The following is a 21,859-nucleotide window of genomic DNA, read 5'->3' as shown; positions in this document are numbered from 1 at the left end:
AACTGAGTGGGCGCGAACGGCGGAAAGGCGCTGCGCGATTAAAACATTATCGGCCCGACCACGGTGAAAAAATCATCCGTGGCAAATTTTTAGCGCGACATCATACTCCAGCGCCTTCCTTGACGCCAACCCTAAAGCGCAAGCGGCAAGCTTTTGCTTTTACAGGTTAAAAAATCGACGCACCGCGCGTAGCACCGCCTCAGGTTTCTCTGCATGCACCCAATGTCCGGCCCCGCTAATCACATGCGCGTGTGCCTGTGGGAATTGACGCAATAGCGCATCGCGATGCTGATTATCCAGATAGGGCGAGTCGCCACCACGAATAAACAGCGCAGGGTGCGGCCATGCAGGCACCTCTTCCCAGCCGGAAATGGTGGTGTAATTCTCCCACAGCACCGGCACATTAAAGCGCCATTCGCCTTCGGCAAACGACTTGAGGATGAACTGGATCACGCCATCCTCATTAATGTGCTGACGCATCACCTCAGCCGCTTCACTGCGGCGCGTCACGCCAGCAGCGCTAACGGCACGGATAGCGGCAAAGATTTCGTCATGGCGGCGAGTTTGATAATCAACCGGCGCGATATCGATCATCACCATTTTTTCTATGCGTTCTGGCGCGATGGCACTGAGCGCCATAGCGATTTTGCCGCCCATTGAGTGGCCGATTACGCTAGCGCGTTCAATGTTATGCGCATCCAACGTTTCGACCATGTCCTGCGCCATGGCGTGATAATTCATCACCTCACTGCGTGCAGACAAGCCGTGGTTACGCACATCAACCTGCAATGTTGGGCGTGCATCACGCACCCCGCGCGCTAATACGCCGAGGTTATCAAGGCTGCCAAAAAGACCATGGATTAACAGAATGGGTGTGGCATCAGAGGCTGATTGTTCAGTTTGCAGACGGGCGTTCAAAATCATGGCTAAAGTTCTTACGGTTGTGACCTTGGCTTAGGTTATCATGGATTCACCTGTCCAGCAGTCAGGCCGGCGGGCATTAGGGCATATTCCGACTTTTGCCCGGAAACGTTGCCAACGCTATCGGCTGCCACGGATTTAACTTTATAATCCTTATGTTAGAACCCGCTCACGTTTTGCACGACTGGATTTTGCTAAGGCCGTTGCAATAATGCGTGGTTCTGTCATTTGCCAGAATCGTACGGAAAAAGATGAAAACGATTGAAGTTGACGAAGAACTCTACCGTTATATTGCCAGCCACACGCAGCACATTGGTGAAAGCGCCTCAGATATTTTGCGCCGCATGTTGAAGTTCACCGCCGGCCAGAGCGCAGCTGCTGCGCCCGCCGCGGGTGCGTCAGTGAAAGAAGCACCTTCAGCGAGTCGCGAAGCGCGTCCTCAGGATCGTGTGCGCGCGGTACGTGAGCTGCTGCTTTCCGACGAATATGCCGAGCAGAATAAGGCGGTAAACCGCTTCATGCTGGTACTGTCAACGCTCTATCGTCTTGATCCGGCTGCGTTTGCTGAAGCTACGGCTTCGCTGCAGGGCCGTACCCGCGTCTACTTTGCGGGCGACGAGCACACGCTGCTGCAAAATGGCACCCATACTAAGCCGAAGCATGTTCCCGGCACGCCGTACTGGGTGATCACGAATACCAATACAGGTCGCAAATGCAGCATGGTGGAACACATCATGCTGGCTATGCAGTTCCCTCAGGAACTGACAGAGAAAGTTCGCGGCACCATTTAACTGAAGCGTCAGGGAGAAGCGCCAATGGCCAATCACCCCCGTGCCGGGCAGCCTGCCCAGCAGAGCGATTTGATTAACGTTGCACAATTAACCTCGCAGTATTACGTCCTGAAGCCCGATGTGGCGAATCCGGATCATGCGGTGAAATTTGGCACTTCAGGCCATCGCGGTAGCGCGGGACGCCAAAGCTTCAACGAACAGCACATTTTAGCGATCGCGCAGGCGATTGCTGAAGAGCGCAAAAAGAACGGCATCACCGGACCGTGCTACGTGGGTAAAGACACGCACGCACTGTCTGAGCCGGCGATCTTGTCGGTGCTGGAAGTGCTGGCCGCTAACGGCGTGGACGTGATTGTACAGCAGCACAATGGTTACACGCCGACGCCTGCCATCTCTAATGCCATTCTTGAGCACAACAAACGCGGCGGCGCGCAGGCGGACGGTATCGTTATCACGCCTTCGCACAATCCACCGGAAGATGGCGGTATCAAATACAATCCGCCAAACGGTGGACCGGCGGATACCAACGTCACCAAAGTGGTGGAAGATCGTGCTAACCAGCTGATCAAAGGCGAGCTGAAGGACGTTAAGCGTCTGCCGCTGGATCAGGCTTGGGCAAGCGGCCATATCGTTGAGCAGGACCTGATCCAGCCATACGTTGAAGGTTTGGCGCAGGTAATCGATTTCGCGGCCATCCAGAAAGCGGGCCTGAAAATTGGCGTCGATCCATTAGGCGGCTCGGGTATTGCTTACTGGCAGCGCATTGCTGAGCACTACAAGCTTGATCTGACCATCGTTAACGATGCTATCGATCAGACTTTCCGCTTCATGCATCTGGATAAAGATGGCGTGGTGCGTATGGACTGCTCGTCCGAATGCGCGATGGCGGGTTTGCTGGCGTATAAAGACAAATTCGATTTGGCCTTTGGTAACGATCCTGATTACGATCGCCACGGCATCGTCACGCCAGCCGGTCTGATGAATCCGAACCACTATCTGGCGGTGGCAATCAACTACCTGTTCCAGCATCGTCCGCAGTGGGGCAAAGAGGTGGCTGTCGGTAAAACGCTGGTTTCCAGCGCGATGATCGACCGCGTAGTTAACGACATTGGCCGTAAGCTGGTGGAAGTGCCGGTTGGTTTCAAATGGTTCGTTGATGGCCTGTTCGATGGCAGCTTCGGTTTCGGTGGCGAAGAGAGCGCGGGCGCATCGTTCCTGCGTTTCGATGGCTCAGCCTGGTCAACCGATAAAGACGGTATCATTCTGTGCCTGCTGGCCGCAGAAATCACCGCGGTAACCGGCAAGAATCCGCAGCAGCATTATGACGAGCTGGCCGCGCGCTTTGGTGCGCCGAGCTACAATCGTCTGCAGGCACCGGCAACTTCAGCACAGAAAGCGGCACTGTCTAAACTGTCTCCAGAAATGGTGAGCGCGGATACGCTGGCGGGTGATCCCATCACCGCACGCTTGACTGCTGCACCGGGTAACGGCGCATCAATCGGTGGTCTGAAAGTGATGACGGAAAACGGCTGGTTTGCCGCTCGTCCATCGGGCACGGAAGACGCCTACAAAATCTACTGTGAAAGCTTCCTTGGCGCTGAACACCGTCAGCAGATCGAGAAAGAAGCGGTTGAGATTGTTAGCGAAGTACTGAAAAACGCCTGATTGGCAGTGAAGAGAAAAGGCCGCTAAGCGGCCTTTTTTTATGGCATAAAACGGTAGCCGATACCGGTTTCGGTCAGCAAATGGCTGGGCTGGGTGGGATTCGCTTCCAGCTTTTGCCGCAAATGGCCCATGTAGATGCGCAAATAGTGGCTGTGCTCCACCGCATTCGGTCCCCAAACCTGGTTGAGCAACTGTCGTTGCGTCAGCACCTTTCCGGCATTATTCAATAGCAAGCTGAGCAGACGGAACTCGGTTGGCGTCAGATGCACTTCCTGTTCACTGCGCAGCACACGGCGTGCCGCCAAATCGACACTCACTTCACCAAATTTCACAATCGGTTCTGGCTGACTGCTTTGATGCCGCCGCAGCGCCACACGCACGCGCGCCAGCAACTCACCGATGCCAAACGGCTTAGTGAGATAATCATCTGCACCTGCATCCAGCGCATCGATCTTATCCTGCTCGTCGCTGCGTGCCGACAGCACAATCACCGGCATACTGCTCCACTGGCGCACTTCACGAATAAAGTCATTACCATCGCCATCGGGCAAGCCAAGATCGAGGATCACCAGATCGGGCTTACGCGTTGCCGCCTCAATCAGACCCCGCTGTAGCTGTTCCGCTTCCACAATCTTTAAACCTTCGCTCTCCAGCGCCAGGCGCACGAAACGGCGAATCTCTTTTTCATCTTCCACAATCAAGATGGTCGTCACGCTGCCTCCAGCGGCAAAAAGTTAACGCATCACTTTAGCAATAAAGCAGCTCCGCGTCCGTCATATAGTTTTTAACCTGCTGCGATCTTATCGATCACAATTCTGTAACTAAATTTCATCTCCAACAAAATGGTGCAAAAAAACAGCAAATAAAGTGGTCGGATGAGTAGTAAAATTACACAATTCCGGGTAATATCTGAACCAGATCACATTTCAACGCAATGTTTACCACAAGGGGGCCAAGATGGATCGAGCATATCCACTGTATAAAATCGTACTGCGCCGTGTGCTGGTGGTATCAATCGGTTTGCTGGCGCTGCCAGTGATGTTATTCCGTCAGGATCGCGCGCGTTTTTATAGCTACTTGCATCGCATCTGGTGCAAAACCAGCACCAAACCGGTATGGCTGGCGCAGTCGGAAGCGGCTGCTGGCATCTACTGGTAAACGAATTCTACGTATCATCCACCCGGCGTTTGCCGGGTTTTTTATGGCAAATTTACCCCTCAAACCCGCTTCCCCGCTGTTATCCCGTGCCATTTCAGCTACACTTAAAACCTCTACAAGTTTTATGAGGTTGTACAAGTATGAGCGAGAAAATTCCTGTTGGTATCAGCGCTTGCCTGCTCGGGGATAACGTCCGATTCGATGGCGGCCACAAACGTTTTGCTTTCGCGACGGACGAGCTCGTGCCATTTGTGCGCTTCGAACCTGTATGTCCTGAAATGGCGATTGGTTTACCGACGCCACGCCCGGCTTTGCGGCTGGTGAAAGAGAGCGATGACAATATTCATCTCTGCTTCAGCAAGGATGGCGGCGAGGAAGTCACCGATGAGATGCAGCGCTGGTCCGCCGAGCGCGTGAAATCGCTGCATCATCTGTGCGGGTACATTCTGTGTGCCAAATCGCCTAGCTGTGGGCTGGAGCGCGTTCGTGTTTACGAGCCCGAAACCAATAATAATCGCAAAGCGGGCACCGGCATGTTTACCGCATTTCTGCAGAAAGAGATGCCGTGGTTGCCGCTGGAAGAGGATGGCCGCCTGCATGATGATGCCATTCGCGAAAACTTCATTGGCCGCGTTTATGCGCTGCACGAATTCAATGAAATGTGGCGCAGCGGTCTGTCGCGCCACAAGCTGATGGCCTTTCATAGCCGCTATAAATTGCTGCTGCTTTCCCATGCGCAGGATGAGTACCGTGAAATGGGGCGTTTTGTGGCGGCAATGGATCAGTGGGATTCGCTGGAAGATTACGCCGTAGAGTATCGTAATCGCCTGATGCATCTGATGTCCCATCAGGCATCGCGCCGCAATCACACCAACGTGCTGATGCATGTGCAAGGCTATTTCCGCCCGCAGTTGAGTTCGCCGCAGCGTCAGGAGTTGGCGCAGCTGATCGATCGTTATCGTCTCGGCGTGCAGCCGTTGCTCGCACCGATCACCATGCTGAAACATTACATGGCGGAATATCCGCATCCATGGCTGGCTCAGCAGCGTTATTTTGATCCTTATCCAGAAGCGCTGCGTTTGCGCTACGGACAATAATTTCGGGGCTTTATGACCACCCATTTAGTTTGGTTGCGCAACGATCTGCGCATCAATGACAACATGGCGCTGGCCGCCGCCTGTCGCGACAGCAATGCCAACGTGATGGCGCTGTTTATCGCCACGCCGCAGCAGTGGCAGCAGCATCACATGGCACCGAAGCAGGCGGCGTTTATCCAGCAAAATCTCCGCTTATTGCAGGCATCATTGGCTGAACGCGGTATCCCTTTGCATTATCATCAGTGTGATGACTTTGCTGCCTCGATTGATTTTCTCAGCGAGTTTTGCCATCAGCAGCACGTCGACGCGCTTTATTACAACTATCAGTACGAAATAAACGAACGTGAGCGCGATGCACAGGCCGAAAAGCGGCTGGATGCGCAGGGCGTGATTTGTCAGGGATTTGACGATAGCCTGCTGTTGCCGCCGGGCAGCGTACAAACCGGCAGTAACACCATGTTCAAAGTGTTTACGCCATTCAGCAAAGCCTTTGTCCGCCGCCTGCATCAGGGCTTGCCGGAGTGCTATCATGCTCCGAAAGCCCGCCCGAATGCACCAATCCGTATCGAACAGCACATCCCAGCATTTGATTATCCTTGCGAAGATGTTGATGAGAGCTGGTTCCCTGCCGGTGAAGAGGCAGCGTTAAAACAGCTGCGTCATTTCGCCAAACAGGCGGTGCAACACTACCCGGATCAGCGCGACTTACCGGCGATTGATGGCACCAGCCGCTTATCGGCCTATCTGGCGATTGGTGTGCTATCGCCGCGCCAGTGCTTACATCGGGTATTGAAAGAGCACCCCGACGCGCTCAATGAGGGCAAGGCGTTTACCTGGCTGAACGAGCTGATCTGGCGCGAATTTTACCGCCATCTGATGGTGGCATTCCCGGCATTGTGTAAGCACCAACCGTTTGTCGATTGGACGCGCAACGTGAATTGGCAGAAAAATGACCATCATCTTGCGGCCTGGCAGCAGGGTAAAACCGGCTATCCGATTGTCGATGCGGCGATGCGTCAGCTCAACACGCTGGGTTGGATGCACAATCGGCTGCGCATGATTACCGCCAGTTTTCTGGTCAAGGATCTGCTCATCGATTGGCGTGAAGGTGAGCGCTACTTTATGCAGCAGCTCATCGATGGCGATCTGGCCGCCAATAACGGTGGCTGGCAATGGGCGGCATCAACTGGCACCGATGCCGCGCCTTATTTTCGCATCTTCAATCCCACCACTCAGGGCGAACGCTTCGATAAACAGGGCGACTTTATCCGCCAGTGGTTGCCGGAACTGCGCTCTGTGCCAGACAGCGATATCCATCAGCCACAGGTTTGGGCGCAGAAAAATAACAAGAAACTCGATTATCCGGCACCAATCGTGGAACATAAGGACGCACGTAAAAAGACACTAGACGCCTTTGAGCGCGCTCGCAGCGCGGCTTGAGGCGATCAGGGAGCCGTAATGAACAATGTTGAATTAGAACAGATCGTCAATCAGCAGCTTAACAACAGCGCCTTCAGCGATTACGCACCGAACGGTTTGCAGGTTGAAGGACGTGCTGAAGTAAAAACCCTCATCACCGGCGTAACGGCTTGTCAGGCGTTGCTGGATGAAGCGGTGAAGCGCAACGCTGATGCGGTGCTGGTGCATCACGGCTACTTCTGGAAGAGTGAAGCGCCGGTCATTAAAGGCATGAAGCGCCAGCGCCTGCGTACCTTGCTGGCCAATGATATCAACCTGTATGGCTGGCATCTGCCACTGGATGCGCACGCCGAGTTGGGTAACAACGCGCAGCTGGCGCGTCTGTTTGATATCGAGGTCAAAGGCGAAATTCAGCCGCTGGTGCCGTGGGGCGAATTGGCACAGCCGTTGAGCGGTGCGGCGTTGGCGGAAAAAATCGCCCAGCGTTTAGGCCGTACGCCGCTGCACTGCGGTGATAACGCGCCTGCGTTGATCAAACGCGTTGCCTGGTGTAGCGGTGGCGGTCAGGGCTTTATCGATAGCGCGGCGGCATTTGGTGTCGATGCCTTTATTACCGGTGAAGTTTCTGAACAAACCATTCATAGCGCGCGCGAACAGGGGTTGCACTTCTTCGCTGCTGGCCATCACGCGACCGAGCGCGGCGGTATTAAGGCGCTCGGCGAATGGCTAGCGACACATCACGGTCTTGATGTGACCTTTATCGACATCGACAATCCTGCCTGATTGCTCCTCTCTCACGCCCTTAACACACGTTAAGGGCGCAAATCTGTTGACACATCTCTGTCACTTTCGCATAACGTATTGCCTTTACGCATAAACGCGCACCCGGTCGCCATAAATGGCGCCGCGCTAACCTGATGGTGCGGGTTGTGTTGGGTGCGCATTAATGCACACCTCAATTATCTGTTTTTCGGCATGTTTTTTACCAGGAGGTCGTTTTTGCAACGAGCACGTTGTTATCTGCTAGGTGAGCGCGCGGTGGTGCTGGAACTGGAACCGCCGGTTTCGTTGACCAGCCAGCAGCGCATTTGGGGATTGTGTCAGCGACTGCAGCAGAACGAGCAGGTAGAGGAAGTGATTCCTGGCATGAACAACCTGACACTGCTGCTGCGCGACCCGCAACTGAATGCGCTGGACGCTATTGAACGTTTGCAGCGCTGGTGGGAAGAGAGCGAAGCGCAGCTGCCGGAATCGCGCCGGGTAGAAATTCCGGTGGTGTACGGCGGTGAAGGCGGACCGGATCTGCAGGTGGTAGCTGAGCGCGCCAATATGACGCCAAAACAAGCGGTGGAACTGCACAGCAGCATTGATTACGTGGTCTATTTCATCGGCTTCCAGCCCGGTTTCCCTTATCTCGGCGGACTGGATGAGCGGTTACACACGCCGCGCCGCGCCGAGCCGCGGGTGATTGTGCCGAGCGGCTCCGTAGGTATTGGTGGCAGCCAAACCGGCATCTATCCCTTAGCCGCGCCGGGCGGCTGGCAGCTGATAGGCCATACGCCGCTTAGCCTGTTCGATCCGCTGCAACATCCGCCAACCCTATTACGTCCCGGCGATAGCGTGCGCTTCGTGCCGCAGCAGGAGGGCGTATGTTAAAGATTCTACGCGCGGGCATGATGACCTCGCTACAGGACCACGGCCGTACCGGTTTTCGGCAATATGGCATCAGCGTTGGCGGCGCGCTGGATCAACCGGCGATGCGCACGGCCAATATGCTGGTGGGCAATCCCGAGCAAAGCGCGGTGCTGGAAATCGTGCTCGGCCAGTTCAAAGTGCAGTTTACCCGCGATGGCTGGTTTGCACTGACGGGGGCTGGCTGTAATGCCGATCTGGATGGCCAACCGGTCTGGACTGGCTGGCGATTGCCGGTGAAGAAAGGTCAGGTGCTGACGTTAGCAACGCCAACGCGCGGCATGCGCAGCTATCTGGCGGTAAACGGTGGCTTTGCCGTGCCGGAAATGCTCGGTTCAGTCAGTACCGATCTCAAGGCGGCATTTGGCGGCTGGCAGGGACGAAAATTACAAGACGGTGACGAATTGCCGTTAGGCAAACCCACGCGTGACTTCAAAGACAAAGCCGGCGTGCGCCAGCTGCTGTGGGGCAATCGCATTCGCGCTCTGGCGGGGCCGGAATACAGCGAATTCTCGCGTGAAGCGCAGCAAGGTTTTTGGCGCAGCCCGTGGAAACTCAGTCCGCAAAGTAATCGCATGGGATATCGCCTACAGGGACGTCAATTGCAGCGCGACGCGACACGCGATTTGCTGTCGCACGGTTTAGTGCCCGGCGTGGTGCAGGTGCCGCCCAATGGCCAACCGATTGTGTTGATGGCCGATGCGCAAACCACCGGTGGTTATCCGCGTATCGCCTGCATCATCGAAGCCGATCTCTATCATCTGGCGCAAATTCGTCTCGGCGAACCGATTCACTTCATTCATTGCACGCTGGAAGATGCCATTGCGGCTAAGCAGCATCAGCAGCGCTCGTTTGACCAAATTGCCTGGGGACTGGGACATGAAGATTGATCTTAATGCCGATCTTGGCGAAGGCAGCGCCAGCGATCGGGAACTGCTCACGCTGGTCAGCTCAGCCAATATCGCCTGCGGCTTCCACGCCGGTGATGCGCAAACCATGCTGCAATCAGTGCGCTGGGCGAAAGCCAGTGGCGTGGCGATTGGTGCGCATCCCAGTTTCCCCGATCGGGAAAACTTTGGTCGTAGCGCGATGCAACTGCCGCCGGAAACGGTGTATGCGCAGATGATTTACCAGATTGGCGCGCTAAAAAGTATCGCGGAGAGCGAAGGTGAACGTCTGGTGCACGTCAAACCGCACGGCATGTTGTATAACCAGGCGGCGGGCGATCCGCAGCTGGCCGATGCTATCGCGCGCGCGGTGAAAGCCGTGGATGCGGGATTAATTCTGGTGGGATTGGCGGGCAGCGCCTCGATTGCGGCGGCGGCTCATCATGGTTTGCGCACACGCGAAGAGGTGTTTGCCGATCGCGGTTATCTGGCGAGCGGAGCGCTGGTGCCTCGCAGTCAGCCTAACGCGATGATTGAAGATGCCGACCAGGCGCTCGCGCAAACGCTGGCGATGGTGCAGCAGCGTCAGGTGCAGAGCATCAGCGGCGAATGGGTGCCGGTCAACGCGGAAACCGTGTGTCTGCATGGTGATGGCGCCCACGCGCTCCAGTTCGCCCGTACGTTGCGCGCCGCCTTTGCGACCAATCAGATTGCCGTTACCAGCGCATAACATTTTACTGATTGCCCGGCCTCACGCCGGGCTTTGTCTTTTCACATAAGGGAACAACATGGATAACGTGGTAAACCTCTGGCCGCTACTGGGCATTGCCGCCATCATTGTGGGTTTTGTGCTGCGCTTTAACCCGGTGCTGGTGGTGATAGTGGCGGGCTTCGTCACCGGGCTGGCGGCGCATCTGCCGCTGGCGGATATTCTGGAAAAACTCGGTTCTGGCTTCCTCAATACGCGTAATCTGCCGCTGATTCTGCTGCTGCCGTTAGCGGTCATCGGCTTGCTGGAGCGTCATGGTTTGAAAGAGCGCGCGCAGAGCTGGATCGCGCAGATCAAAACCGCGACCGCCGGGCGCTTGCTGATCGTCTACCTGTTCGTGCGTGAAGCCACTGCGGCGCTGGGCTTAACCAGCCTTGGCGGTCATCCACAAATGGTGCGTCCGCTGCTGGCGCCGATGGCCGAAGGAGCCACGGAAAACCGCTATGGCGAAGTGCCGCCAGACGTGCGTCATCGCCTGCGCGCCATGTCGGCCGCCACCGATAACATTGGTCTGTTCTTTGGTGAAGATATCTTCGTCGCTTTTGGCGCAATTATCTTCATGCATAACTTTATGCAGGAGTCTGCCGGAATTAGCACCGAACCGCTGCATATCGCGCTGTGGGGTATTCCTACTGCACTCTGTGCTTTCCTCATTCATTCAGCCCGTCTGGTACGCCTTGATCGTCAGCTGGCGCGAGAACTGGGCGCGTTGAATCAGCAGGCGCTGAACGCCAAAGGAGGGAAGTAATGTTCCAGCAACAATATTTGATGTGGCTGGCAGGGGTGATCCTGCTGGTGGTGGCGCTGCTTTCCTGGCGCGACAGCGCCAACCCGCGCCGTTTTACCACCGGGCTGTTCTGGGCCTTGTATGGGCTGATTTTCCTGATCGGCGACGGTGCTTATCAGTTGATGGGGCAATGGGCGGGCGATGCCGAACTGGGCCGCCGCTGGTTGCACATCGCGGTCGGCGTGGCCGTGGTGGTGATGGCGTTGATTGCCGGTTTCGGCGGCGTGCGTCTGGGACGCTATCATCAGCGCAGCGACGAGCAGAAACAGGAGAGCGCCAAACGTCTGCACAACAAACTGTTCTTGCCGGCGCTGGCGATCCCGCTGGTCACCGTGATTGGCGTGCTGGCGTTTAACCACATTCCTGGGCTGCAGGACACCGTGTTTGGCCCCGGCAATCACTCAACATTGGTGACGCTATTCTCAATGATGATCGGCTGCCTGTTGGGCTGGCTGATTGCACTGAAAATCACCCATGAAAAGCCGCTGCAGTCGATGCAGGAGACCCGTCGCTTGCTGGATGCGGTGGGTTGGGCCTTTATTCTGCCGCAAATTCTCGCCACGCTTGGCCTGCTGTTCACCAGCGCCGGTGTCGGCACCGCGATTTCGCACCTGACCGAGCAGTATCTGGCGGTGGATAATCGCCTGATCGCCGTCGCGGTCTACGCGGGTGGCATGGCGCTGCTGACCATGGTGATGGGCAATGCGTTCGCGGCCTTCCCGATTGTGACGGCCGGGATTGGGATTCCGATTCTGGTGCTGCAACACGGTGGCAATCCGGCGGTGATGGCGGCAATCGGCATGTTCTCCGGCTATTGCGGCACTTTGATGACGCCGATGGCGGCCAACTTCAACATCGTTCCGGCGCGTCTGTTAGAGCTGCCGGACCGCAACGCGGTGATCAAGGCTCAGGTGCCAACCGGTGTGCTACTGTTGGTAGTGAATATTTTCCTGCTCTACTTCCTGATGTTCTTGTGAGGTTGCAATGAAAACGGTGTTAATGACGGCGTTTGAGCCGTTTGGTGGCGAAAGCATCAACCCTTCGTGGGAAGCGGTGCGCAGCTTTGACGGCAAAGAGATTGCCGGTGCGCGTATTGTGGTGCGCCAGCTGCCGGTGGTGTTTGCCACCTGCGGTGAAGTGTTAACGCGTGCGCTGGAAGAGATTCAGCCCGATCGCGTGCTGTGCGTTGGGCAGGCGGGTGGTCGATCCGACATTACCGTTGAACGCGTTGCCATCAACGTGGATGACGCGCGCATTCCGGACAACGACCAGCAACAGCCGATCGATCAGCCGATTGAGGCCGATGGCCCGGCGGCCTATTTCTCCACGCTGCCGATCAAAGCCATGGTTGCCGCACTGCGTGAGGTGGGCGTGCCGGCGTCGGTATCGCAAACCGCCGGTACTTTTACCTGTAATCACGTGATGTACAGCCTGCTGCACTGGATTCATACCACCAACAGTAGGGCGCGCGGCGGTTTTATTCACATTCCTTACATGCCGGAACAAGCGGTGCATCATCCTGGTGTGGCGAGTATGGCCACCGCTAGCGTGATCAAGGCGCTGGAAACCTCGCTGCAGGTGATATTGAGTACCGAAAATGATATTCGCGTCGTCGGTGGCGCCACGCATTAACAGGAGTTGTTATGCCTGAGGGACCGGAGATCCGTCGTGCGGCGGATCAACTGGCAGAGGCAATGGAAGGCAAACCGCTTACCGATGTGTGGTTTGCCTTTCCCGAGCTGAAAACCTATGAACCCGCGCTGATGGGAACCACCATCAACGCGTTTGAAACGCGGGGCAAGGCGCTGCTCACGCACTTCTCAAATGGCCTGACGCTTTACAGCCACAATCAGCTGTACGGTGTCTGGCGCGTGGTGCCAACCGGCACGCAGCCGAATACCACGCGACAACTCCGCGTGCGGCTCGCCAATGCGGATAACACCATTTTGCTGTACAGCGCGTCGGATATTGAGCTGCTTAACGCGGCTACCTTGGCGGCGCATCCGTTTCTGCAACGGGTGGGACCGGACGTGCTGGATGCCAGCTTAACGGTGGAGGAGGTGCGCGAGCGTCTGCTGTCGCCGCGCTTTCGTCGTCGCCAGTTCAGCGGCTTATTGCTCGATCAGGCTTTTCTCGCCGGTTTGGGTAATTATCTGCGCGTGGAGATTTTATGGCATGCCGGTTTGCTGGCGTCGCACCGGGCGCAGGATCTCAGCGAGCAGCAGCTCACGGCGCTGAGTGAGGCGATGCTGGCGGTGCCGCGTTTGTCATATCAGATGCGTGGCAGCATGAAGAAGTATCACGAAGATGCCGCGTTTCGCTTCGAGGTGTTTCATCGGCAGGGCAAAAAATGTCGGCGTTGCGGAGCGATAATTGAGAAGGGCGTGTTGTCATCGCGGCCGTTTTACTGGTGTCCGGGATGCCAATTGTAGTGGCACGATTTATCGCGCAATAAAAAAGGCGGCCGTTTGGCCGCCTTTTTCTTATTTATCCAGCGCCGAGGTAAATGGACGCTCGGTGTAACCGGTATACAGCTGACGCGGGCGGGCAATTTTCATGCCTTCGTCGTGCATCTCTTTCCAGTGTGCAATCCAGCCTACGGTACGCGCCATGGCGAAGATGACGGTAAACATGGAAGACGGAATGCCCATCGCTTTCAGAATGATGCCTGAGTAGAAATCGACGTTAGGATAGAGCTTACGCTCGATGAAGTACGGGTCGTTCAGCGCGATGTGTTCCAGCTCCATTGCCACTTCCAGCAGATCATCTTTCATACCCAGTTCATTCAGCACTTCGTGACAGGTATCGCGCATCACGGTGGCGCGCGGATCGTAGTTTTTGTAGACGCGGTGGCCAAAGCCCATCAGACGGAACGAATCGTTTTTGTCTTTCGCACGTTTAACAAACTCAGGGATGTGATCAACAGTGCTGATCTCTTCCAGCATGCGCAGTGTCGCTTCGTTGGCACCGCCGTGCGCCGGTCCCCACAATGAAGCGATACCGGCGGCGATACAGGCAAACGGGTTCGCGCCTGAAGAGCCTGCGGTACGTACGGTAGAGGTTGAAGCGTTTTGCTCATGGTCGGCGTGCAGAATCAGAATACGGTCCATGGCGCGTTCCAGTACCGGATTCACTTTGTACTCTTCGCATGGCGTGGCGAACATCATGTGCAGGAAGTTACCGGCATAAGAGAGGTCGTTGCGCGGATACACAAACGGCTGGCCGATGGAGTATTTGTAGCACATCGCCGCCATGGTTGGCATTTTCGACAGCAGGCGGAATGCAGCGATTTCACGGTGACGTTCAATATTGACGTCTAAAGAGTCGTGATAAAACGCGGCCAGCGCACCGGTCACACCACACATTACCGCCATAGGATGCGAATCGCGGCGGAAGCCATGGAACAGTCGGGTGATTTGCTCGTGGATCATGGTGTGGCGGGTAACGGTCGTGCGGAACTCTTCAAACTGGGCTTGGGTCGGGGCTTCGCCATTCAGCAAGATGTAACACACTTCGAGATAGTTGGAGTGGGTTGCCAGCTGGTCAATCGGGAAACCACGGTGTAACAGAATACCTTCGTCACCATCAATAAAGGTGATTTTGGATTCGCAGGACGCAGTAGAGGTGAAGCCGGGATCGAAGGTGAACAGGCCTTGAGAGCCAAGGGCGCGGACATCAACAACATCTTGTCCCAGCGTACCTTGCATCACGTCCAGTTCAACAGACGTATTATCTTGTAGGGTTAGCGTCACTTTTTTATCTGTCATTATTTCGTCTCCATAGCGCCTTTAAGGTAAGGATCTTAGACACCAGAATAGCCTTCATGTTGCAAATATCAGCAAGCGATATAACCACAATCTTCACAGCATCACTCTGCGGTAACGTGGGTCGTGCAGGGTTACAGAGTAAACGCTGATTTGGGCCATTCGGTGGCGTCGGGGCATGACATGCTGCACATCGAGGATGTTAAAGTTCCTGTCACGACATAACTTCTTGGTAACCAATAACCTGATGCTTTGTATTGCTTGTATTGGCAATGTTACATAACTTGAGCTTAGGGGAAAGTGTATCCCCATAACTTTTGTGCATCATAGGGCTTTAATGCGATTGTTTGTAACTGAAATGTTGATCTTTTGTCAAATCAGATAATTAAAAATGTATAAATTGTGAAAATCGTGAGCATGATCACTGTTCAACCTAAATGTGACCAAAGAGATTGTAGGGGAATTGTAATCAGAATGTGATCCTCCTATACTGCGGCCAGGTCTCCGGAACACCCTGACACCAGGAGCCACCCAGCGTTTTACCCGCTTTATTTAACACTGGATGTTGCTATTTTGGTGGCGGTTGCAGTCTGAACACATGCTGTGTCTCTGATGCAACTCAGGACCGGAGGAAGCAAAATAAAAAAGAGCTGTGTGGGCAAAACCGTGAAAAAACAAAGACCTGTTAACTTGGATCTCTCGACGATCCGGTTTCCCGTTACTGCAATATCGTCCATTCTCCACCGCGTCTCCGGCGTGATCACCTTTGTCGCTCTCGGAATTCTGCTCTGGTTACTGGGTCTCTCTCTCTCCTCTCCAGAAGGTTTCCAGCAAGCGGCATCCATCATGGATAGCTTCTTCGCCAAATTCATCATGTGGGGCATTTTAACTGCGCTGGCGTATCACGCTGTGGGCGGTATTCGTCATATGTTGGCTGATTTTGGCTTTATGGAAGAAACCCTGCAGGTGGGAACCCGTTCCGCGCAAGCGGCTTTTGTTATCACTGTCGTGCTCTCAATTTTGGCTGGAGTCCTCGTATGGTAAGCAATGCTTCTGCATTAGGACGCAACGGTATCCATGACTGGCTGTTACTGCGTGCTGCTGCAATCTTAATTACGCTCTACATTCTCTACATCCTCGGTTTTGTCGTGATGACAGGCACGCTGACGTATGACGTCTGGCACGGCTTCTTCTCGTCCGCCTTCACTAAAGTGTTCACCATGTTGACGCTGTTCTCGATTCTGATCCACGGCTGGATTGGGATGTGGCAGGTGCTGACTGACTACGTGAAACCAGTAGCAACCCGGTTGCTGCTGCAGTTTGTGATTGTGGTTGCGCTGTTGTCGTATGCGATTTATGGAACCGTTGTCGTGTGGGGTGTGTAAATGAGTTTGCCAGTCAGAGAATTTGATGCCGTGGTGATCGGCGCGGGTGGCGCAGGAATGCGCGCCGCTCTGCAAATCTCCCAATCGGGCCAGACCTGTGCCCTGTTATCCAAAGTTTTCCCAACCCGTTCCCATACCGTATCGGCGCAGGGCGGTATCACCGTTGCGCTGGGTAACACCCATGAAGATAACTGGGAATGGCACATGTACGACACGGTCAAAGGTTCCGACTTTATCGGCGACCAGGACGCGATCGAATATATGTGTCATGTCGGTCCGGAAGCGATTCTGGAACTGGAACATATGGGGTTGCCTTTCTCCCGTCTTGATGATGGCCGCGTCTATCAGCGTCCGTTTGGTGGTCAGTCGAAGAATTTCGGTGGTGAGCAGGCGGCGCGTACCGCTGCGGCTGCCGACCGTACGGGCCACGCCTTGCTGCATACGCTGTATCAGCAGAATCTAAAGAACAAAACCACCATCTTCTCCGAATGGTATGCGCTGGATCTGGTGAAAAACGAAGACGGTGCGATTGTCGGCTGTACGGCTATCTGCATGGAAACCGGCGAAACCGTCTACTTCAAAGCCAAAGCGACCATTCTGGCGACCGGCGGCGCGGGCCGTATTTACCAATCCACCACTAACGCCCACATCAACACCGGTGACGGCGTCGGTATGGCGCTGCGCGCAGGCGTGCCGGTGCAGGATATGGAAATGTGGCAGTTCCACCCAACCGGCATTGCCGGTGCGGGCGTATTGGTTACCGAAGGTTGCCGTGGTGAAGGCGGTTATCTGCTGAATAAGCACGGTGAACGCTTCATGGAGCGCTATGCGCCGAATGCCAAAGATCTGGCGGGACGTGATGTAGTAGCACGCTCCATGATGGTGGAAATCCGTGAAGGTCGTGGTTGCGATGGCCCTTGGGGTCCGCACATCAAACTGAAGCTCGACCATCTCGGTGCCGACGTGCTGGAGTCGCGTCTGCCCGGCATCCTTGAGCTGTCGCGTACCTTTGCGCACGTTGACCCTATTAAAGAACCGATTCCGGTGATCCCAACCTGCCACTACATGATGGGCGGCGTGCCGACCAAAGTGACCGGTCAGGCGCTGCGCGTGAACGAGCAGGGCGAAGATGTGGTGATTCCGGGTCTGTTCGCCGTCGGCGAAATCGCCTGCGTATCGGTACACGGCGCTAACCGCCTTGGCGGTAATTCACTGCTCGATCTGGTGGTGTTTGGTCGCGCAGCTGGCGTGCACTTGCTGGAGTGTATTGAAGAGCAGGGCGAACTGCGTGAAGCCACGCAGGAAAATCTGGATGAAGCGATGGCGCGCTTCAACCGTTGGGAAAATAACACCACCGGTGAAGATCCTGTCGAAATCCGTAAAGCGCTGCAGCGCTGCATGCAGAACAACTTCTCGGTATTCCGCGATGGCGATGCGATGCGTGAAGGTCTGGAAGAGCTGAAAGTGATTCGTGAGCGTCTGAAATCAGCCCGTCTTGATGACCGTTCGCCGGATTTCAACACCCAGCGTATTGAGTGCCTTGAGTTGGATAACCTGATGGAAACCGCGTATGCCACCGCTGTCGCTGCCAACTTCCGTACTGAAAGCCGTGGCGCACACAGCCGCTTCGATTATCCGGAGCGTGATGATGCCAACTGGCTGTGCCACAGTCTCTATGTTCCGCAGACGGAAAGCATGACGCGCCGTGAGGTGAACATGCAACCGAAACTGCGTGCGGCCTTCCCGCCGAAAGCGCGTACTTACTAATTGCGGAGATGATCATGAGACTCGAATTTTCAATCTATCGTTACAACCCAGAAGTCGATGCCAAGCCGCGTATGCAGGAGTACACGCTGGAATCGGAAGATGGTCGCGACATGATGTTGCTGGATGCGCTGATCCGTCTGAAAGAGAAAGATCCGACGCTGGCTTTCCGTCGCTCATGCCGTGAAGGCGTGTGCGGTTCAGATGGTCTGAACATGAACGGTAAAAATGGTCTGGCGTGCATCACACCGATTTCTGCGCTCGGTAACGGTTCGAAGAAAATTGTTATCCGTCCTCTGCCTGGTTTGCCGGTGATCCGCGACCTCGTGGTAGACATGGGACAGTTCTATGCACAATATGAGAAGATTAAGCCTTTCCTGTTGAATAATGGGGAAAATCCACCGGCGCGCGAGCATTTACAGAGCCCGGCAGAGCGTGAGCATCTGGATGGTTTGTACGAGTGTATTCTCTGCGCCTGCTGCTCTACCTCATGCCCGTCGTTCTGGTGGAATCCGGACAAATTCGTGGGTCCGGCGGGTCTGCTGGCCGCTTACCGTTTCCTGATCGACAGCCGCGACACTGAAACCAATGCGCGTCTCGACAATCTAAACGATGCTTTCAGTGTTTTCCGCTGTCACAGCATCATGAACTGTGTGAGCGTGTGCCCGAAAGGCCTAAACCCAACGCGCGCTATCGGCCATATTAAGTCGATGCTGCTGCAACGCGGGGCGTAACAAAGAAGTCACTGTCCGGGAACTGAGGTTCCCGGATGTTTACGGAAGCCTCTATAAGCGCGGTATTGACCACGCTTATAAAGGTTCCCTTACGAGCCAGGCGCCGGTAGCGCACAGGTTCGTATCGCTGAACTCACTACGGCAAGCCGCGTAAGCGGTAACAAATGAAACCTCATAAAAAGCAGATTAATGCTTAAGGGATCACAATGCAGAACAGCGCGATGAAACCCTGGCTGGACTCCTCCTGGCTGGCCGGCGCGAACCAATCCTACATAGAGCAACTCTATGAGGATTTCCTGACCGATCCTGACTCAGTTGATGACATGTGGCGCGAGCTGTTCCAGCAGCTGCCGGGCACTGGCGTGAAACCTGAGCAATTTCACTCCACCACGCGTGATTACTTCCGCCGCCTGGCTAAAGACGCAACGCGTTACACATCAACCGTGACCGATCCGGCCGCCAACTCCAAACAGGTTAAAGTACTGCAGCTGATTAATGCGTTCCGCTTCCGCGGCCATCAGCATGCCAACCTTGACCCGCTTGGCCTGTGGAAACAGGACACGGTAGCCGACCTCGATCCGGCTTATCACGATCTGACCGACGCCGATTTTCAGGAAAGCTTTAACGTAGGCTCATTTGCTATCGGCAAAGAGACGATGAAGCTGGCTGATCTGTTTGCGGCGCTGCAGCAGACTTACTGTGGCTCAATTGGTGCAGAGTACATGCACATCAACAACACCGATGAGAAGCGCTGGATCCAGCAGCGTCTGGAGTCGGTGGTGGGCCACGCGTCTTTCAGCAGCGACGAGAAAAAAGGTTTCCTGAAAGAGCTGACCGCGGCAGAAGGCCTGGAAAAATATCTGGGGGCGAAATTCCCAGGTGCGAAACGCTTCTCGCTGGAAGGCGGCGATGCGCTGGTACCGATGCTGCGTGAGATGATTCGTCACGCTGGCAAGAGCGGTACGCGTGAAGTGGTGCTGGGTATGGCGCACCGCGGTCGTCTGAACGTGCTGATCAACGTCCTGGGTAAAAAACCGCAGGATCTGTTCGACGAATTCTCGGGTAAGCACAAAGAACATCTCGGCACCGGCGACGTGAAGTACCACATGGGCTTCTCATCTGACGTGGAAACCGAAGGTGGCCTGGTGCACCTGGCGCTGGCGTTCAACCCGTCGCATCTGGAAATCGTCAGCCCGGTAGTGATGGGTTCGGTGCGTGCGCGTCTGGATCGTCTGGCAGAGCCAAGCAGCAACAAAGTTCTGCCGATCACCATTCACGGTGATGCTGCGGTGATTGGCCAGGGCGTGGTGCAGGAAACCCTGAACATGTCGCAGGCGCGTGGTTACGAAGTGGGCGGTACCGTGCGCATCGTGATCAACAACCAGGTTGGTTTTACCACTTCCAACCCGAAAGATGCGCGTTCCACGCCGTACTGCACCGACATTGGCAAAATGGTGCTGGCACCGATTTTCCACGTTAACGCCGATGATCCAGAAGCGGTGGCGTTTGTGACGCGTCTGGCGCTGGATTATCGCAACACCTTTAAACGCGATGTCTTCATCGATCTGGTGTGCTATCGCCGTCACGGCCACAACGAAGCCGATGAGCCAAGTGCCACTCAGCCGTTGATGTACCAGAAAATCAAAAAGCATCCAACGCCGCGTAAACTCTATGCCGACCAGCTGGAAAGCGAAGGCGTAGCGACCAGCGAAGATGCCACTGAAATGGTTAATCTGTATCGCGATGCGCTGGATGAAGGCGAGTGCGTGGTGCCGGAATGGCGTCCAATGAGCCTGCACTCCTTCACCTGGTCGCCGTATCTTAACCACGAGTGGGATGAGAGCTACCCGGCAACCGTTGAACTGAAACGTCTGCAGGAGCTGGCGCGCCGCATCAGCAGCGTACCGGAATCGGTAGAAGTGCAGTCACGCGTCGCCAAGATTTACAACGATCGTAAAGAGATGGCCGAAGGCAACAAAGCGTTCGACTGGGGCGGTGCAGAAAACCTCGCCTACGCCACGCTGGTTGACGAAGGCATTCCGGTTCGTCTGTCTGGTGAAGATACCGGTCGCGGTACCTTCTTCCACCGTCATGCGGTGATTCACAATCAGACTAACGGCTCAACCTACACGCCGCTGCACCATGTCCATAACGGCCAGGGTCAGTTCAAAGTGTGGGATTCGGTGCTGTCGGAAGAAGCGGTACTGGCCTTCGAATACGGTTACGCCACCGCAGAGCCGCGCGTGCTGACCATTTGGGAAGCGCAGTTCGGCGACTTCGCCAACGGTGCACAGGTCGTCATCGATCAGTTCATCAGCTCCGGCGAGCAGAAATGGGGCCGTATGTGTGGCCTGGTGATGTTGCTGCCGCACGGTTATGAAGGCCAGGGCCCTGAGCACTCCTCGGCGCGTCTGGAGCGTTATCTGCAACTCTGTGCTGAACAGAACATGCAGGTGTGCGTGCCTTCAACGCCAGCGCAGGTTTACCACATGCTGCGTCGTCAGGCGCTGCGCGGTATGCGCCGTCCGCTGATCGTCATGTCGCCGAAATCTCTGCTGCGTCATCCGCTGGCAATCTCCACGCTGGAAGAGCTGGCGACCGGGAGCTTCCAGCCGGCAATTGGTGAGATCGACGATTTGGATCCGCAGCAGGTGAAACGTGTGGTGCTGTGTTCGGGCAAGGTTTATTACGATTTGCTGGATCAACGTCGTAAGAACGAGCAGACCGACGTGGCCATCGTACGTATCGAACAGCTTTATCCGTTCCCGCATAAAGTCGTGCAGGACGTGTTGAAAAACTATGCTCATGTGCAAGATTTCGTGTGGTGTCAGGAAGAGCCGCTCAATCAGGGCGCATGGTATTGCAGTCAGCATCATTTCCGCGAAGTGGTTCCATTTGGTGCGTCACTGCGTTATGCAGGCCGTCCGGCTTCTGCTTCACCGGCCGTGGGCTACATGTCCGTACATCAAAAACAGCAGCAAGACCTGGTTAATGACGCGCTGAACCTTGGTTAATAAAAAGGAAAG

At 55.4% G+C, this 21,859-nt stretch carries 21 protein-coding genes; 18 read left to right on the top strand and 3 right to left on the bottom strand.

Features of this window, described 5'->3' with window-relative positions; translation table 11 throughout:
- Nucleotides 1–159 precede the first annotated feature (159 nt).
- Nucleotides 160–924, bottom strand: a complete 765-nt coding sequence (gene ybfF / locus WFL93_RS03610; RefSeq protein ID WP_180823258.1) for an esterase — start codon at nt 922–924, stop codon at nt 160–162.
- Nucleotides 925–1,172: 248 nt separating this feature from the next.
- Between ybfF and seqA the strand changes: the two genes are divergently transcribed.
- Together seqA and pgm are read left to right on the top strand one after the other, a co-directional pair.
- Nucleotides 1,173–1,712 carry a replication initiation negative regulator SeqA gene (gene seqA, locus WFL93_RS03605; RefSeq protein WP_049850904.1) on the top strand — a complete coding sequence of 180 codons (540 nt, stop codon included), beginning with the start codon at nt 1,173–1,175 and terminating at the stop codon, nt 1,710–1,712.
- A 24-nt stretch (nt 1,713–1,736) separates the two neighbouring features.
- Nucleotides 1,737–3,377, top strand: coding sequence for a phosphoglucomutase (alpha-D-glucose-1,6-bisphosphate-dependent) (pgm, locus tag WFL93_RS03600; RefSeq protein WP_336777258.1), 1,641 nt, complete (start codon nt 1,737–1,739; stop codon nt 3,375–3,377).
- Between the two features lie 38 nt (nt 3,378–3,415).
- Here the strand turns inward: pgm and kdpE are convergent, their stop codons facing one another.
- Nucleotides 3,416–4,090: a two-component system response regulator KdpE gene (kdpE, locus tag WFL93_RS03595; RefSeq protein WP_007890666.1), complete on the bottom strand. Its 675-nt coding sequence runs from the start codon at nt 4,088–4,090 to the stop codon at nt 3,416–3,418.
- A gap of 244 nt (nt 4,091–4,334) precedes the next feature.
- Here kdpE and WFL93_RS03590 point away from each other — a divergent pair, with 244 nt between their 5' ends.
- The 11 genes from WFL93_RS03590 to nei all read left to right on the top strand — a co-directional run bounded on the left by WFL93_RS03590 (nt 4,335) and on the right by nei (nt 13,618).
- Complete coding sequence (locus tag WFL93_RS03590; protein WP_007890665.1) at nt 4,335–4,535, top strand: YbfA family protein; 201 nt, start codon at nt 4,335–4,337, stop codon at nt 4,533–4,535.
- Between the two features lie 140 nt (nt 4,536–4,675).
- Nucleotides 4,676–5,632 (top strand): YbgA family protein, encoded by a 957-nt coding sequence (locus WFL93_RS03585; RefSeq protein WP_049850905.1) that lies wholly within the window; start codon nt 4,676–4,678, stop codon nt 5,630–5,632.
- 12 nt (nt 5,633–5,644) lie between these two features.
- A complete protein-coding gene (gene phrB / locus WFL93_RS03580; protein WP_180823261.1) occupies nt 5,645–7,072 on the top strand; it encodes a deoxyribodipyrimidine photo-lyase in 1,428 nt (475 codons plus the stop codon).
- 18 nt (nt 7,073–7,090) lie between these two features.
- Complete coding sequence (locus WFL93_RS03575) at nt 7,091–7,834, top strand: type 2 GTP cyclohydrolase I (RefSeq protein WP_180823262.1); 744 nt, start codon at nt 7,091–7,093, stop codon at nt 7,832–7,834.
- A 216-nt stretch (nt 7,835–8,050) separates the two neighbouring features.
- Nucleotides 8,051–8,707: a 5-oxoprolinase subunit PxpB gene (gene pxpB / locus WFL93_RS03570; RefSeq protein WP_007890660.1), complete on the top strand. Its 657-nt coding sequence runs from the start codon at nt 8,051–8,053 to the stop codon at nt 8,705–8,707.
- Complete coding sequence (gene pxpC, locus WFL93_RS03565) at nt 8,701–9,633, top strand: 5-oxoprolinase subunit PxpC (RefSeq protein WP_336777257.1); 933 nt, start codon at nt 8,701–8,703, stop codon at nt 9,631–9,633. The genes pxpB and pxpC overlap by 7 nt, the downstream gene beginning before the upstream one ends.
- Complete coding sequence (pxpA, locus tag WFL93_RS03560) at nt 9,623–10,360, top strand: 5-oxoprolinase subunit PxpA (protein ID WP_007890658.1); 738 nt, start codon at nt 9,623–9,625, stop codon at nt 10,358–10,360. The genes pxpC and pxpA overlap by 11 nt, the downstream gene beginning before the upstream one ends.
- Nucleotides 10,361–10,418: 58 nt before the next feature.
- On the top strand, nt 10,419–11,147 hold the full coding sequence (locus WFL93_RS03555; RefSeq protein ID WP_007890657.1) for a DUF969 domain-containing protein: 729 nt from the start codon (nt 10,419–10,421) through the stop codon (nt 11,145–11,147).
- Nucleotides 11,147–12,163, top strand: coding sequence for a DUF979 domain-containing protein (locus WFL93_RS03550; RefSeq protein WP_007890656.1), 1,017 nt, complete (start codon nt 11,147–11,149; stop codon nt 12,161–12,163). The genes WFL93_RS03555 and WFL93_RS03550 overlap by 1 nt, the downstream gene beginning before the upstream one ends.
- Nucleotides 12,164–12,170: 7 nt before the next feature.
- Entirely contained in the window at nt 12,171–12,818 is a 648-nt protein-coding gene (gene pcp, locus WFL93_RS03545) for a pyroglutamyl-peptidase I (protein ID WP_180823265.1), read from the top strand.
- 11 nt (nt 12,819–12,829) lie between these two features.
- Nucleotides 12,830–13,618, top strand: a complete 789-nt coding sequence (nei, locus tag WFL93_RS03540; RefSeq protein WP_336777256.1) for an endonuclease VIII — start codon at nt 12,830–12,832, stop codon at nt 13,616–13,618.
- Nucleotides 13,619–13,669: 51 nt separating this feature from the next.
- On the opposite strand, the gene WFL93_RS03535 is transcribed toward nei, so the two are convergent.
- A complete protein-coding gene (locus WFL93_RS03535; protein WP_008107361.1) occupies nt 13,670–14,953 on the bottom strand; it encodes a citrate synthase in 1,284 nt (427 codons plus the stop codon).
- Nucleotides 14,954–15,604: 651 nt separating this feature from the next.
- On the opposite strand from WFL93_RS03535, the gene sdhC reads away from it, so the two are divergent.
- The 5 genes from sdhC to sucA all read left to right on the top strand — a co-directional run bounded on the left by sdhC (nt 15,605) and on the right by sucA (nt 21,847).
- Nucleotides 15,605–15,994: a succinate dehydrogenase cytochrome b556 subunit gene (gene sdhC / locus WFL93_RS03530; RefSeq protein ID WP_036621571.1), complete on the top strand. Its 390-nt coding sequence runs from the start codon at nt 15,605–15,607 to the stop codon at nt 15,992–15,994.
- Complete coding sequence (sdhD, locus tag WFL93_RS03525) at nt 15,988–16,335, top strand: succinate dehydrogenase membrane anchor subunit (RefSeq protein ID WP_049850912.1); 348 nt, start codon at nt 15,988–15,990, stop codon at nt 16,333–16,335. The genes sdhC and sdhD overlap by 7 nt, the downstream gene beginning before the upstream one ends.
- Nucleotides 16,336–18,102 carry a succinate dehydrogenase flavoprotein subunit gene (sdhA, locus tag WFL93_RS03520; RefSeq protein ID WP_007890650.1) on the top strand — a complete coding sequence of 589 codons (1,767 nt, stop codon included), beginning with the start codon at nt 16,336–16,338 and terminating at the stop codon, nt 18,100–18,102.
- Nucleotides 18,103–18,116: 14 nt separating this feature from the next.
- Nucleotides 18,117–18,833: a succinate dehydrogenase iron-sulfur subunit gene (locus WFL93_RS03515; protein ID WP_007890649.1), complete on the top strand. Its 717-nt coding sequence runs from the start codon at nt 18,117–18,119 to the stop codon at nt 18,831–18,833.
- A gap of 206 nt (nt 18,834–19,039) precedes the next feature.
- Nucleotides 19,040–21,847, top strand: coding sequence for a 2-oxoglutarate dehydrogenase E1 component (gene sucA / locus WFL93_RS03510; RefSeq protein WP_007890648.1), 2,808 nt, complete (start codon nt 19,040–19,042; stop codon nt 21,845–21,847).
- Nucleotides 21,848–21,859 lie beyond the last annotated feature (12 nt).

Origin of the sequence: Pantoea sp. USHLN256 (assembly GCF_037149875.1) — a bacterium.
GTDB classification, from domain to species: domain Bacteria; phylum Pseudomonadota; class Gammaproteobacteria; order Enterobacterales; family Enterobacteriaceae; genus Pantoea; species Pantoea nemavictus.
The sequence above is the reverse complement of the archived record's forward strand: the minus strand, read 5'-3'. Positions and strand labels throughout refer to the sequence as shown.